Annotated in this window: 10 protein-coding genes; 7 read left to right on the forward strand and 3 right to left on the reverse strand. The window is 61.3% G+C overall.

Going from position 1 to position 15,146, the window contains the following annotated elements:
* Window positions 1-1,613: PAS domain-containing protein (locus H5U38_07885; protein ID MBC7186936.1), on the reverse strand; the 1,613-nt coding region annotated here is incomplete at its 3' end.
* Between the two features lie 601 nt (window positions 1,614-2,214).
* On the opposite strand from H5U38_07885, the gene H5U38_07890 reads away from it, so the two are divergent.
* From H5U38_07890 to H5U38_07920, 7 genes are all read left to right on the forward strand, one after another.
* The gene (locus tag H5U38_07890; protein MBC7186937.1) at window positions 2,215-3,114 is read left to right on the forward strand and encodes a diacylglycerol kinase family lipid kinase; all 900 of its coding nucleotides are present in this window, start codon (window positions 2,215-2,217) and stop codon (window positions 3,112-3,114) included.
* On the forward strand, window positions 3,102-3,818 hold the full coding sequence (locus H5U38_07895) for a 1-acyl-sn-glycerol-3-phosphate acyltransferase (GenBank protein MBC7186938.1): 717 nt from the start codon (window positions 3,102-3,104) through the stop codon (window positions 3,816-3,818). The genes H5U38_07890 and H5U38_07895 overlap by 13 nt, the downstream gene beginning before the upstream one ends.
* Window positions 3,819-4,136: 318 nt before the next feature.
* Window positions 4,137-4,937, forward strand: a complete 801-nt coding sequence (locus H5U38_07900; GenBank protein MBC7186939.1) for a class I SAM-dependent methyltransferase — start codon at window positions 4,137-4,139, stop codon at window positions 4,935-4,937.
* Window positions 4,938-5,145: 208 nt separating this feature from the next.
* Window positions 5,146-6,495 carry an MFS transporter gene (locus H5U38_07905; protein MBC7186940.1) on the forward strand — a complete coding sequence of 450 codons (1,350 nt, stop codon included), beginning with the start codon at window positions 5,146-5,148 and terminating at the stop codon, window positions 6,493-6,495.
* Window positions 6,496-6,586: 91 nt separating this feature from the next.
* Window positions 6,587-6,889, forward strand: coding sequence for a carboxymuconolactone decarboxylase family protein (locus H5U38_07910; protein ID MBC7186941.1), 303 nt, complete (start codon window positions 6,587-6,589; stop codon window positions 6,887-6,889).
* Between the two features lie 840 nt (window positions 6,890-7,729).
* Entirely contained in the window at window positions 7,730-9,961 is a 2,232-nt protein-coding gene (locus H5U38_07915; GenBank protein MBC7186942.1) for a TonB-dependent receptor, read from the forward strand.
* A gap of 216 nt (window positions 9,962-10,177) precedes the next feature.
* The gene (locus H5U38_07920; protein MBC7186943.1) at window positions 10,178-11,938 is read left to right on the forward strand and encodes a T9SS type A sorting domain-containing protein; all 1,761 of its coding nucleotides are present in this window, start codon (window positions 10,178-10,180) and stop codon (window positions 11,936-11,938) included.
* Window positions 11,939-12,336: 398 nt separating this feature from the next.
* Here the strand turns inward: H5U38_07920 and H5U38_07925 are convergent, their stop codons facing one another.
* Both H5U38_07925 and H5U38_07930 read right to left on the reverse strand, forming a co-directional pair.
* Entirely contained in the window at window positions 12,337-13,080 is a 744-nt protein-coding gene (locus H5U38_07925) for a tRNA 2-thiocytidine(32) synthetase TtcA (protein MBC7186944.1), read from the reverse strand.
* A gap of 72 nt (window positions 13,081-13,152) precedes the next feature.
* A partial coding sequence (locus tag H5U38_07930; GenBank protein ID MBC7186945.1) for a tetratricopeptide repeat protein occupies window positions 13,153-15,146 on the reverse strand: 1,994 nt, incomplete at its 5' end.

Below are 15,146 nucleotides of genomic sequence, written 5' to 3' on the forward strand. Positions count from 1 at the left end.
GTGTCAGCTACAGAGACCTCCACCTGGCCTGTTTCCGGAATCCAGCGCGTTGCCACTGTGAGCGTCCCCTCGCCACCCATGGCTTCCACGGCATTATCCACGAGGTTGCGGATGCAGCGCTCCAACTCTGTCTCCCACGCGCAGACGGCAGGGATGTCAGGCTGAAGAACCTTCTTTAGAACCACGCTGCACTGTGGCGCTGTTGCCTGCGAGGTGGCCAGTGCCCGCAACACCACACTGTTGACGTCCACCGGGGAAGGCTCTTCGGAAGCCGGGCTGGCGATCTGGAGCAACTCCCTGGTGGCAAAAACGATGCGGCGAACGTCCTCCTTGACCAGCGCTACTTCCGCCTCCGCTTTTGCTTCATCAATACCGTCGCTTAGCTCAATCCGCAGACAATCGATGCGCTGCGCGATGGCATTGAGGGCATTGTTCACTTCATGGGCCAGTGCGGCGCCGAGTTCTGCGAAGCACGAGAGCCTCTGCAAGAGGGCATCGTCATACCCCTTGCCATCTTTGGCAACCGGCTTTGCATCAACCGCAAGCACTGCGCCACTCTTGTTATTCACGAATGAGACAGGAAGCACCACAGTCCTCGCTGACCCTGGTCTGGGGGTACCGACGAATGGCCTCCAGCGGCTGATGGCAGCTTTCACCACTGCTCCTCCTTCCGCGCCCAGCCACTTTTCGAAAGGGCTCTCCTCCGGATGCGGACCCGCGGGTGGTGTGACATATCCGAATCGGTCCACCACGCGCGCAGACCTGTCCACCACAAAGACCGCCAAGCCACAGGCTCGCAGTGCTGCCTCGTGCAGTCCGAAGGGGTTTCCTGTGCCCATACGGGCAGGCGACTGCGACCCGTCCGTGGGCGCCGCAAGAACCTGAGCCGCACCTGGCCCGGTCAGGACCTCCACCAGAGCGGTGCGCTCCGGGGCGCTGGTACCGCGGACCGGCCAGGCAATCATCGTTGCGCCGCCGCTTGTGCCATGAAGGTTTGTTATTGCACTTGCGCCGGCGCCAGCCAAAGCATCCCGGATGGGACATCCCCTGCAGGACCACCTCCCTTGGCAGAAGAGGTCCCGACATGACGGGCGCGCTGTAACAAATTCATCTGTTGGCACGAGAGCTTGCAGGGTGCGACTCCAGGCATGCACTTGCAATTGGTCATCCACCAGCGCTATCGGGTGCGGAAACGCTGCAATGACTCTCCGCACCAGATCAGTCTCATCGTCACTTTCCGGCGCCGGCTCCGTGATCGCAAGGAAACCGCTCAGGTCGCCGGCGTCGCGAATCGGCCACACTCTCACTCGGCCTCGAGTGGTGGCGAAAACCAACTCCCCCTGGCGAGACGCGGTACACGGGATCTTTGGACCGCCCTGCTCCGCACCCGTCCCGAAGCAAGCAGTCCAGTCGACTTGGGCGAAGGGTGGAACTTCGGCTATTGAGCTACCGATGAGGGATTCGCGCCTCCGGCCAGCGAGTTCCTCCTGCAAGGCATTCGCCGCCAGCAGGCGCCCGTCCTGGTCAATGACGGCGATCCCTGCTGGTATCCGCTCGATGACCTCGCTCAGCAGCCAATCAGCGCGCAGGATCTCGCCGTTGGTGTTGCCCAACCCTTCCTCCCACAAGCACCACATCCCAGGGCCCAAAAAAGAACAAGGACACTGGAGCAGTCCAGGTCCTTGCCATCAGTCCTTACCTTCTCCTGACTGGGCGCACGCCATCACGGCCCACCCTTTGGGATGTCGCCCGCACATCCACCACACCAGCCACCTCCCGAAAAGCCACCATCCCTCCGTTGCTCGTGGAGAAGCACCGAAGTCGAATCCCAACCGTCAGGATCTCGTCGCGCTAATGATAACAATTTCTTTCATTAATTTCAAGGCTTTTTTGCAATTAGTCTTCCCTCAACCTGGTGCGATGCCCCGTGAGGGGTGCGCGATACGTCACGGGGGGAGACGATCCACGCCAGGGGAGCGGCGGCGAAGGTAGGTGCTTCATAGCGCACCTTTTGGCCAAAGCGCAGACCCCACTCTTCTTCTCGTGTGAAAAACCCCCAGCGAAGAATGCCTCGTCGCGTCCTGATGCCCGGCTCAGACCGCATGGCGAAGCGCGGTGCACGCACGCGCCAAAAACTTCTTGACATTCGCCTCAAAAACGCTAAATTTCGTTCACAGCTACCTGCGGAAGACAACACAACAAGGAGGAGCCCCGGTGAGGGTGGCCCTGATCATTAACCCGATGGCCGGCAACGGACGTGGCAGCAAAGCAGGACAACGGGCCCTCGCTGCCCTGACGCAGAAGGGCGTCGCGTGCGAGACCCTTGTGTCTGAATATCCCGGACATGCAGTGCACCTTGCGGAGAAGCTCGACCCCTCCGCCTTCGACGCTGTCGTCTGCGTGGGCGGCGACGGAACGCTGTTCGAGGTCGTCAATGGACTCCTCAATGCAGACGCACCGCCCTCCACTACGCTGGGCGTGGTGCCGGTGGGCAGCGGCAATTCCTTCTCCCAGGACCTGGGCATCTTTGCCGACTTTGCCGGGGCGATCGAGACGGTTGTCGGCAAGCAGAACAGGCCTGTCGATGTAGCCTGGTTTGAAGCCGGGGGGCAACGTTACTTCTTCCTGAATATGCTCGGCTTCGGCTTCGTCTCGGACGTCTGCTACGCAGCTTCCCGTTACAAGGTGCTGCGCCACTTGAGCTACGTGGTGGGCGTTTTCCAGATCACCGCGTCCCTTTCACACTACCACCTCGAACTCACGGTAGACGGAAAGACCTATGAGAGAACGAACTGTTTCGTAGAGATTTGCAACTCGCGCTACACTGCCGGCACCATGCTGATGGCTCCGCAGGCAGCCATTGACGATGGCTATCTGGATGTGGTCATCCTGAACCGCATCACTCGCCGCAAACTCCTTCGCTCCTTTCCTCGCATCTTTCGCGGCGCGCACCTGGAGCTCCCGGAGGTGGAGACTTTTCGGGGCCAGCACATCCGCGCCGTCACGGACCGGCAAAAGGTGCTCACCCCTGATGGGGAGCTCCTCGGGTCCACGCCCATCGAGGTGGGTATCCTTCCCAAACGTTTGCAGGTGTTGGGTCTGTGGCACAGATAGTCTCAGCGCTCTTGTGGATGTGGGGTGGGCTGCTCTTGGGCATCTTTGGCGGCACCATTGTGCTTGCCAGCTTCTTTCTTCCCATGCGCAGTTATGACCCGGTGCTTAAATGGATGTGTCGCACCCTGCTGAAATCTATCGGCATTCGGGTGCACGTCGAAGGTTTGCAGCACATCCGGCGGGACAGAACCTATCTCTTCATGAGCAATCACGTGAACATCTTCGACGTCTTCGTGCTTGGTGGTTACTTACCCCAGCTGGTGCGGGGCGTGGAGCTGGAGAGCCATTTCCGCTGGTTTTTCTACGGCACGGTTATCAAGAGAATCGGCAACATTCCCATCAGTCATCACCGACCGTTCAGCGCCATGCAAAGCCTCCGGCGGGCCGAGGAGGCGCTCCGCAAAGGCATCTCCATTGTCCTTCTGCCCGAGGGGCATCGCACTCTCGATGGCCGCCTCCGGCCCTTCAAGCGGGCACCGTTCGACATGGCGCGCTATGCAGGCGTAGATCTCGTGCCCGTAGCCATGGTCAACGCGTTCCGCATCAACCGCAAGGGGAGCTGGTTGATTCGTCCCGGTCATCTCACGCTGCGCATAGGCGAACCCATACCCTACGCGGAGCTGCGGCCTATGAGCAGCGTCTCTCTCAAAGAGATGGTACGCGACAAGATTGCCTGGCTCTTGAATGCCACCGAGCCAGAATGACTCATGCGCTGCAAGCTCGCTTGCCTGACCTCTCCAGGCAACGGCGACAATCGCCTTGACTTTGGCAGCGCATCTTCGTAGATTGGAACAAGCGGAGACATTGGAGTCACCCCTATTCGCCACCTGCCGAGGGCATGGATTTGTTGCCGGACGGCTCTCTGGTGAGTGAACTCTTGCAAGGGGCGCACGCGGGCTATGCTCCTTTGTGCGGAGTGACAGCGGTTGGGGATCAGGCTGGACTGTTCCAGAGAGACTCTGGGGTGAGGGGGTAGAATTGGCCCCAAATCCTCTGGCTATCAGAGCTCAAGGAGGGGAAACGTGGGCACGAGCGAACAGATTTGCCTGGGATTGAATCGCCTTTTCCCACGGCGCAGACTCATGGGCAGGGAATCACCCAGGAGTTACTTCGAAGCCGATATCGGTGAGGCAGAGGAAATCCTCTCGTCCTATGGGCCCCACCTTCGCCTGGCGGGCCAAAACATCCTGGATGGGGGATGTGGACTCGGCGGGAAGACGCTGTACTGCGCCCAGCACGGCGCACGATATGTCGTAGGCCTTGATAATGACCTCCACCACGTCCGGTACGCTGCAAAGTTCACCAAGGCCAGGAAAGCTCACAACCTCCGGTTCATGGTGGGTAGCCTGCGCTTCTTACCCTTCCCTTCCGACTCGTTCAACGTCGTTCTGCTCAATGGCGTCGTGGAGCACATCAGGAGGCCAGACCTTCAACCGGCCTTGGTGGAGTGCCGGAGGGTTCTCAAGCCTGGAGGTTTGCTCTGCGCCCTCTTCCCTCCCTGGACAAGCCCCAGCGCCGGCCACGTCTACGACTATATCCACATACCCTGGTGCCAGCTCTTGTTCTCGCGCGCGACAATTGTGGCAGCCCTCGAGAAGCTGAACCCCGCGCCTCGCTTCGGGAGGCTGTCGTACGTTGAGCACTTCTTGGAGCTCAATGGAATCACCATCGGGGAATTCAAACGGCTGGTAGAGGAAACCGGCTACGAGATGTTGGCCTTTCGTCTGAAAATGGTCAAAGGCTTGAATTTCCTGAGTAGGGTCCCGGTGGTGAACAAGTACCTCACTTCGCATGTGGTCGCTGTCCTGCGCAAGCGCACTTGACGGAGAGGCCTAAGGTTACCCGAAGTCGGACATGTCGAGGCGCAGCGCAGCCAGACGGCGCAGCCACGAATTCGGGCCACCGAGGTGCTATTCCCCAAACTGGTAGACAGAAAGGAACAGAGTGCGACAGACAGTGGATGCTCAAGTCAGCTCGGCCAGGAACGTTGGGGAAGAATCAACTCACCCCTACCGGGTGTTAGCAGCTGTGATGTTGGGGGGCATCATGGGGCCCATTGACGGAAGCATCGTCAATGTCGTCTTGCCCACCATTAGTGCTTCCTTCGGTGTGCCGATTTCGACGGTGCAGTGGGTGCCCATGACCTACTTGCTCACCATAAGCAGCCTGCTGATGTTCTTCGGTCGCCTTGGCGACATCATAGGTTACAGACGAGTGTACCTGTGGGGTCTGGGTGGGTTCGTCCTGGCTTCCGCCATGTGTGGGTTAGCCCCCACTGCTGGCTGGCTCATCGCCTGCCGTGCTCTCCAGGGATTGGCCGCCGGCATGATGATGGCTGTTCCCTTTGCCCTCATCACCGCCTCATTTCCCCCGGAGGAGCGAGGCAAGGCTCTAGGCATCAATGCCATCAGCATCTCGGCCGGTCTTGCCATCGGTCCCTCGTTGGGCGGCCTCATCACCTCATTGCTCGGCTGGCGGTTCGTGTTCTTGGTCAACCTCCCCATTGGCCTTGCCGGACTCCTCTTCGCCGCAAGGGTCTTGCCGCCAATCAGAGGCGAGTCGGGCGGAGTCGACTGGGCGGGGGCGAGCAGCGGCTTCATGGCTCTGCTGGGGCTGTTGCTTTTCGTCAACCGGGCGCAGACAGGGAATCCCTCAGTGTTTGCCTGGTGCGCACTTGCCATGGCGCTAGTCGCCGGGGCGGTTTTCCTTACTGCTGAAAAGAAGGTCCGCTCGCCCCTGCTGGACCTGAGTCTGTTCACCAATGGCGTCTTCAGCCTGGGACTCCTTGCTGCCCTGCTGAGCTTCATGTCCCAATACGTGCTCGTCTTCCTGACGCCCTTCTACCTGCACAGGGTCCTCTCCTTGCCGCCGAACAAAGTGGGGCTGGTGATGACTGCCTCCCCTTTGGCGGTAATGCTCATCGCTGCTTTCAGCGGCTGGCTTTCTGACCGGGTCGGCACCAGGACCCTGGCGTGCGTGGGTGCTGGGATCTCGAGCATCGCCCTCGCGCTGATGGCGCAGCTGCCGGCCGATGCGCGGCCGAGGGAGGTAGCTCTCAGGCTGGCTCTTTTCGGGCTCGGGACGGGGATCTTTCAGTCCCCCAATAACAGCGCGGTGATGGGCAGCGTGCCCAAGTCCCGACTCGGGACGGCATCGGGGGTGTTGGCTACGATGCGCAACGTGGGGATGGTGCTGGGTGTTGCCATTGCCGGTCTGGTCGTCTATGCCCTTGCGCCGCCTGAAGTCCTGCGCAAACCCTCCTTGACGCCAATGGAGGCGCAGAGCTTTCTGCACGCGTTCCGCCACGCCCTTGTGGTGGGCAGCGTGCTCAGCGCCGCAGCCAGCGTGGTTTCCCTCGCCCGGCGCACGAGGGAGGGGTAGGGAGAGGAAAGTCACGTCACCGCGGGCTGTGCGAAGTCCGGTGACGCTCGACAGGGACCCGAAACGAAAACGAAGAGGGAGGGCGACTGTCATGCCAGAACATCCACTCTTGGTATTCGAGAAACTCGACCCCGAGGTGCTCGCCCATTTGCGGCGCATGGACGATTTTGTCTTTGCCTCGGGGGCACTGCCGCGCAAGGTGAAGCTCCTCATTGCCATGGCCTTCGACGCCGCACACGGGGCGGTCAATGGCGTGCGGGCACTGGCGACTGCGGCCATGCAGGAAGGAGCCACGCCGGTAGAAATCGCCGAGGTGCTGCGCGTCGCAGGTCACCTCGCGGGAGTGGGCGCCTTCTACACCGCAGCCAGCGCGTTGCGGGAGGTGGTGGAGTAGGCTAAGCTTAGTGCCGTCCTCTTAGTGCCAGGGAACCTCGGTGCCTCCATCACTTCTGCGTGGCACCTGGAGCGCAGTACGTCGCCAGGCGCGCTCGAGCACGGCCTGAGGAGCCAGGGCCACAGCAATTCGACCCAAGCGGCCCACCCCTGGACAGAGCACCTGGTGTCCGCGGTTGGTCCTGCAGCCGAGGAGGACGCACGCAGCTGGTAGAAAGCCTCTCGCGGCACCGCGGACGCGGCAGAGATTTTCCTTGACTTTTTCGCAAGATTTTGGTATATTTGCATCGTCCTCGGGGTTCGGGCGAAGAAGGCGTCGGCCTACAGCTCTTTGCCCACGGGTTGAGGTTACCCACCAACAGGCACTCCTCCATCGTTCCACTGGGCGGGGGCATGAGGACATCGGCAGACCAACTTTAGAGCGAGTGGCACCCTTAAGGAGTCCGGCTGCCTGTACAGCACGATGCAGCAAGAAAGGCAGCCCCAGCACACTCGATTCTCTCGTAACCATTGGCGCTTACAGGGCTCGGCCCTGTGCTGATACGGGCCAGTCACACTGCCGGTGAACTGGACACACGCCCGGCGGTTGAGTTGCTCGTGTCGGTGCCTGAAGCACTGATGGGCACGGTCAGCTCAATTGCCTCCGTCGATCCTTCGCGGGCCAAGCAGGGCAGGCGAAGGCGAGCGCCACAGCGCTCGTGAGTTTTGCCAAAGGTTGTCGGGGAAATGGATTTCGCCCGCCGATCGCATTTCACCATTCGCACAGCATCGCTCGCGTCCACGGCGCCCGTCCATGGAAGGATGAGGAAGCGTAACGTCTCTGCTCACTGGTGGCAGAATTATGAGACACCTCCTACTCCTCCTGGTGGCGTTGCCCGCCCTTGGGGCAACAGCAGGCGAGCCTCCTGCTTCCGGTGCGGCAGGCACCCTCAATGGGCAGGTCCTGGATCTGGTCTCGCATCAGCCAGTAGGAAATGTCGCCGTGCGCCTCGAGGGAACACCGGTCAACCTGACCACTGACAACGACGGACGATTCAGCGCTTCCGCGATCGTACCGGGGTCCTACACGCTCTCCGCGCACAGGATCGGCTACAGGACAGTGGCTGTGACAGGGGTCAAAGTGGTGGCGGGAGCGACAACCCAACTTGTCCTCCACATGGAACCGACCACCATAGAACTCCCAGCCGTCTCTGTCACTGCCGAGCGGGCTGCTTTCGAGGCCGACGAAGGCCTCCGTCTCGTCATTGACCCTGTTCGTCACAGCCAGGCCCCAGGCGCCTTCGGCGACCTACTCCGCAGCCTGCGCACTCTCCCTTCCTTTGGCATGGCCAATGACTTTAACGGTCTGCCCTACGCGCGAGGTGGCAGCCCGGACCAGAATTCGGTGCTGCTCGACCGCACCACCATCCCCTACCCTTACCGGCTTCGTTCGCTGCTGGGCGGCGGAATGAGCGCCTTCATGCCGGAGATCTTGAGTTACGTGGACGTGATTCCTGGGGGTTTCTCGGCGCGCTATGGGAACACATCCTCTGCCGTGATCCAACTGCACACCCGCGAAGGGAATCGCGAACGACGCGCGGTCGCCTGCCATCTGGACCTGTTGGCTGCCTCCTCTGTCTTTGACCAACCTCTGTTCGACGGGAAGGGAAGTTTGTTGCTCGCTGCGCGCCGCTCCGTCATTGACCTAATCGGTCCGACAATAGCAAAGGGACCTTACGCGTTTCCGCGCTTCGACGAACTTTTCGCCAAGCTCTCTCTCTCCCCGGCAAAGGATCACAGGATAGCCTTGACTTTCGCTCGTGCTGGCGAGGGGGCCGCCTTGGCAACGGTGGAAAGCGAAGCGATGGAGTTTTCCCAAGATTCACGTTCGCAGACCGCAGCAATTGATTGGAGCACCATTTTGAGCAGCAAGGCGCTCCTCGGGGTCTCTCTCTCCTCCTGCACGGACCGCAACTGGCTTCGCTTGTCAGACATAGCTAACGAGGACTACCAGGCTCACCTGCGCTACGAAATCGGCCAACGCACGGCCGGCGCCTGGCTCTTCCTCGATCTCGGCCCACTCGCCCGCCTCGAGGGCGGTACCTCGGTAGCCGAGTCGCATTCGCGGGTGGAATGGCATGCCAACTGGCGCACGCCTCTCCAATTGCCGGTCGCGCTCAGCTGCAATTACAGCCCAACCCTCGTGGGGGCATACCTTCAGAATCATTCTCATTTCTCGGAAAGAGTGGATCTCGTGCTTGGCGTGCGTGCAGACTATTCGACGCTGAACGGGGAGCGCTTGCTCAGTCCCCGCGTCAACGCGGTCTGGCGCCCGACGCGCGACTTGAGGGCATTTGCGGCCTATGGCGACTTTTATCAGTATCCAACGCTCCTTTCGACCATCGCGCGCAACGAGCCGCTAATCATCGGCAAGGCAATTTCTTCGTTGAAAGCGGAGAAGGCCACCCACTACATCCTCGGGGCGGAGAAAGAGTGGCCTCGCTCGGTCATCGGTAAGATCACGGGGTATGTCAAGTCCTACTCCCGTATGCTCCTTCCGGAGGACTTGATCACTTTCACCGCGCGGAACTTCGGCGAAGGTTACTCGGCGGGGGTGGAGCTCTCTCTTGACACGCCTCTGGAGTCCCCCTCACCGTTTTTCTTCCATACGCACTACACATGGGCACAATCGCGGTACCGGCGCGTGGGGAGCGACGTCTGGATTCCCTTCAAGTGGGAGCGAACGCACTCGTATGTGGCGCAAGTTGAGGTGAAGACCCTACCTGCGCTGCACGTCGGATTTGGCTGGACCTATGCCAGCGGCCGTCCACAGATCACGCCGGGCGAGCGGGTGACGCACAGAGGCCAAGCGTCGGCGCCATACAGCAGACTCGACATGCGCGTCAGCTATCGGATGCACCTTCCCCTGCGAAAAGAGGCATCTCTGTACATCGAAGTATTCAACGTCACCAATCAGCGCAATATCTACGACACGACGTGGGATTTCCACTACCCGAGCGGTTCGGCGACACCGACCGGCACCATCTACATGATGCCACGCATGCTGTCTTTAGGCTGCAGCGCGGAGTTTTAGTGTGCCCATCTCCCTCTGGGGCACCGGGTGGAAAGTCAACCTAAGGAGGTGAACGAAACGGGAGTAGAGACATTTGCTACAGATGGTGGAGCAGGAGCGAGCAATCGCCAAGCTCCAAGGGTTCGAGTCGGCGCGGTGAAACCCAGGTTCTCCTGGTGTGGCTGGGGATACCGTCCGATTCGGTGGCTGCACCACTCATGTGTCAAGGAGGTGCTTATGTCTCGAAGAACACGTTTACTTTTCGTTGCCACGTTGCTGGTCTTTGTCGCAACAGGCTGGCAACTGCTGGCTGCTCCCACGCCGAAGGGCACTATCGCCCTGGTGGCCGGGGCTGAGGGTGGGGTGCTCCAGATGATTGACCTCACCGACAATACGCTCATCGCAACCATCCCCATCTTTGACGAGACTTCCCGGAACTACGCCGTGATCCCCTTCGACGTAAAGGCTACTCCAGATGGCCGCTGGGCGTACGTGAGCAGTGCCGCGACCCGGCAGGTGTTCGTGGTCGACTTGGTGCTGCGCAAGGTAGCGACCGTGCTCCAGGTGCGTCACGGCCCGACGGAGTTGGCCATCAGCCCGGACGGCTCCTTCGTGTACGTCAGCTGCTCCCTTTCCGGCTACGACCAGATGGAGTACATCTCGGTCATCGCCACCAAGGACCACACTGTCTTCCACGAGATCCCCACAGAGGTGGCGCCATTAGGAATTGCCTTCACTCCGGATGGCAAGTGGGCACTGGTGACCAACCCTGCGGTGGGTGACGCGGCGGGCGGCACGGTGACCCTTATCGACGCCACCACCCACACCATCAAGGGCAGCGTTTTGTTAGGTGGCACCCCTGCAGCCGTTGCCGTGCATCCGGATGGGCGATACGCCTATGTAACAAACACGATTGCCGGGGCGGTGATGGTCCTCGACCTGCAGGCGACACCTCCGGCAGTGGCGGGCACGCTGGAGCTCGGGGCGCTAACGACGCCCACTTCCATTGCGGTCGCCCCCGACGGAAAGGGCGCGCAGGTGGTTAACAGCTTCATGGGCATGATTACGATTCTGGATCTGGCCAATCCGGCATCTCCCGCAGTGGCCGGCCAGGTGGCCGTGGGCACATTGCCAACCGACGTCGTCTATTCCTTCGACGGAGGGTTCTCCTACGTGAGCAACACCGGCGCGAACTCCATCTCGGTCATCGACAACACCCTACAACCGCCCGGGGTGGTGGCAACCATCGAGTTGGGCGATGTGCACCCACGGGGGATCGACTTGGCTCGTCGGCCCGCGGATGTGCTCGTGGAACTGCACCCACAGGAGGGCTTGCCCTACATAATACCCCCTGGGGGTCAGAAGTCCTGGAACATAGAAATCCCTGTCAACCCCTCGGAAGCCGTGCATGGAGAGCTCATTCTGACTGCTTTCGACATCGATGCAGTCAGTGAGGCACGAGTCAGAGTCAACCGGGCTCTCGTCCCCCTGCCACCGGAAATTGTCAATGGCCTCACCCCGAAGACGGCAAGGATCCCCATTCCACTGACCGACTTAGTCGTGCGGGGGAATACCGTGACAATCACTGACCTGGGCGGTACCGATGGTTTCAGGATCGATGACCTTGCCATCGCACTGCGCTTCGACGCTCCCGGCCCATTCTTGCAAAAGTCGACGGAATTGCCTGTCCCCAACGACAACGTTCTGCACAACTTTGTCAACGCCTACCTCCTCGCAGCCAACTTCCCGAACCCCTTCAACCCCTCGACCACGATCGATTTTCAGATCCCCAAGGACTCGCGGGTGACCATCACCGTTTTCAACACTAACGGGCAGCTCATCCGCACGCTGGTTGACGGGAATCTCCAGGCAGGGGCCCACAGGGTGCAGTGGGACGGCCTGGATGAGCAGGGCAATCATGTGGCCGCCGGCATGTACCTCTGCCGGATGAAGGCGGGGGACTTTATGGACACCAAGCGCATGATTATGGTGAAGTAGACCAGGGCGAGGTTGAGGACTCGCTGCCCGAGGCCGGCTCCCTCTGTATGTCCCCGCGAGGGGAACTGAGAAGCCGGGCCTCATGAGCGAGTCACCCAGGTCTTGCTCCGCCGACCGGAGTCCCAAGGCAACGGGAGGCCGACGCGCTCCGCGCGTCTGACCTCCCGTTTGTCATTTCTCAGGCAGGAAGGGACGAGGAAAGCTCAGCGGGGTACCGACCGCCGAGGAAGCGGAAAGCGCAGCGAGACCTTGTTCGCACAAGCCGAGCGTCCTGGGTCCTCCTTGGCACGGGTGTTGGCGTTACGCGATGGAAGACAGGCGAGTTCCAGCTTCACCATGGGGGAAAGGTGGCGCGAAGAAACCGATTCACCTCAAAGGGAGAAATTGCGGTCGGCACCTTAGCCAAGCAGGTAGCCGGTCCGCACGTGCCCAAGCGCCTTGAAGATATTCTCCTTGGTGCCGCGGTGATCCCGCTCCAGCTGGAGCAGCAGTTTCTTCACGTAGGCCCGCTTGGACAGGGGCTCATTGGGGCAACCTTCAGCGATGATAGGAAAGTTCTGCTCCCGAGCAAGGGCTTTGAGGTCGCGTTCCCACACATAGGCCAGTGGCCGCACGAGGTAGAACCGCCCCCGAAAGACTTCTTGCCTGGGGACCATGGTGCTGAGCTCTCGACCATACAGGACGTTTATCAGAAAGGTCTCGATAATGTCGTCCTTGTGGTGGCCGAGGGCAATTTTGTTGCATCCCTGTGCTTCGGCAATTTCAAAGAGGCGCTTGCGGCGCAGGCGCGAACAGAGGAAACACGGGTTCTTCCCGGCCCCCTCCCTGTTGGCCTCCGGACCAAAATGGGTGCTCTCGACATGATAGGAGTTCGCGAACCGAGTGAAGAAGGCGACCATGCGCTCCACATTCTCTGCGGCAGCTGCGGTGAAACCCATGTCCAAGTAGACTGGCACCAAGCTGATATTCATCCCATACACGGCCACCCGCTCGGCAAGGAGAAAGAGCATGCTCATGGAGTCCGCCCCGCCGGAGACGGCCACCAGTATGCGATCTCCCGAGGAAATCAGCTGATAGTCGCGTACGGCCTTGTCGACAAGGCCGACCAGTTTGTGGTGCAGTTTGCTGCGACGCTCAGCCATAGGGAATTAGGGCACACAGGGTGAGGGATTTGGCAATCTGGCCTGGCCCATGTGGTTGCCAGCGTTGGCGGGCTACGGCTCTCCGCTAATGATTTGGCGGAGGCGGCGAAGAAACTCCCGCTGCGGAGCAAATTCCTGAGGTTCGACGGACTCGCCCAGGCGCACGGCTCGCTCCAGCAAGGCGTAGCCGTCGCTAATCTTCCCTGACTTCACACGGAGCAAGCCAAGAGCGAAGAGCGAGAGGGCCTCCCCATGCACGTCACCATTGCTCTTTGCTGAGTTGAGCGCCCGGTTGTACCAGTCTGTCGCCTGGGCAAAGTCTTGGCCATCGCGGCACAAGTCGCCAAGGTTGAGAAGCACGCGGGTGGCCAGCACATTCTCCCCCAGTTCCTCTGCAGCCTGCAGACTCTCGGCGTAGAAACGCGCGGCACGTGCACTATCCCCTTGTTCATGATAGACGGAGCCAAGGTTGTTCAGCGCCCGCGCCATGCCGGGAAGGTCGCCCATGAGGCGCATCTGCTCGAGACTGGCCTGGAAGTGCACGAGCGCCGAGTCCAGTCGGTTATCCGCACGCAGCAGGAGGCCAAGGTGGAAGTGGCCTTTGGCGAGCAATGGCTCGCTGTGGAGCTCCTGGGCGAGGGCAATTTGCCGTGCAAAGTGGTGGCGTGCCGAATCTGCCTGGCCGACACGGCGAAACGCGGCGCCAATCCTCCCTTCGAGCTCTGCCACTCCGTAGGGATTGCCCACCAGACGATAGACCTCCAGTCCGCGGCGGTAGGCCAGCAGAGCGCTGTCGGCCTGCCCTTCCACCTCCAGGAGCATGCCCAGGCTTTCGCATGCTTCGCCCATGGTGAGTGCATCACCCGTGCCTTGAGCAATCGCCACAACCTTGTGGCACATGGCTCGCGCCGCCGGCCATGCGCCCTGCGATCTGTGCAGCTCCTCGAGTGCCTTGTAAGCCAGGATTTCCTCTCGCCAGGCGTTCTGTGCGGCAAAGCCCGATGCTGCCCGCTCAAACTCTGCTACGGCTTTATCGACCTCCCCACGGATTCGGTGCAAGTCGGCAGTGTTGAACACAAGATACGGCGCGGCCAGGGAGTCGTCGGCCGCGCTCCTGACCTTCAGACAGGCGGCATAGTCGTCCAAGGCCTGGAGGGCGCGCTCGCCCCGCTCAGCGCCCGACCGCGCCAGCGCGTGATTTGCCTGGGCGCGCACGAACTGCAGCCACGCGCTCTGAGCAACCGGCACAGACGATGCCTTCAGCGAGGAGGTGGCCAGAGCCGCTGCCTCTTCGTAGCGGCCCGCAGCGTAGAGCGCCCGCATCGCGATGAGAGTCGCTGCCTCGTTCGCCGCGGACTCACCACCGCTACCAAGCTGAACCCGCACGCACGGCCCAGTTGCCGGCATCAGCGGAATGCGCACCTTGGCGGCGCTCAGCGCAGGCGGCGTGGTTGCCAGCAGGACCGGGCCGGCGGACTCCAAGCAGTTGACCGCAACGTGCGAGCGCAGCACATGAGCCACCCGCGCTGCTTCCTGCTCGGGCCAGGGGTCGTCCTGCCGCAGCGTCTTCAGTCTCGCGTTCTCAAGTCCCAATTCCCCCAATCGGCTCGCACTCGCCTCGGCGATCGCCTGCCAGTAGCTGGCAGAGTCGGAGACGAGGAACAAGACACCGACCTCTTCCTCGGCGAACGGGAAGCCATACGGCGTGCCCTCGCTGAGGAGGCGCGCACTCAGCCTGGCCATGGCCTCGTCCAACGGCTCCCAGCTGCCCGTGTAGCCGTCGGCGAGCGCCAAGTCGCCGACTTCCCTTCCAATCGTGACGCCTGAGCCCAGTTCCACGGCAGCGCAGTCATAGCGGAGCAGACTGTCGCGGAAAGTGATTCTGAAATCGAGCACGGCCATGATGGCCCACTCGTGGGCCAAGGAGTCAGCTACCGGGGGCGAAAACCTGCCGCGTCGCCGGTCAAAGGTGGGGGACAAGCCCTCATGCCCCTCCCAAGGGTTGAGGGGCAGCAAACCGCGCGCAGAACCGATCCGCTCCCGCATCTGCGCAAAAAAGGTGTCGG

The sequence above is a fragment of the Calditrichota bacterium genome (genome assembly GCA_014359355.1).
In the GTDB taxonomy this organism is placed as follows: Bacteria; Zhuqueibacterota; Zhuqueibacteria; order JANLFK01; family Oleimicrobiaceae; genus Oleimicrobium.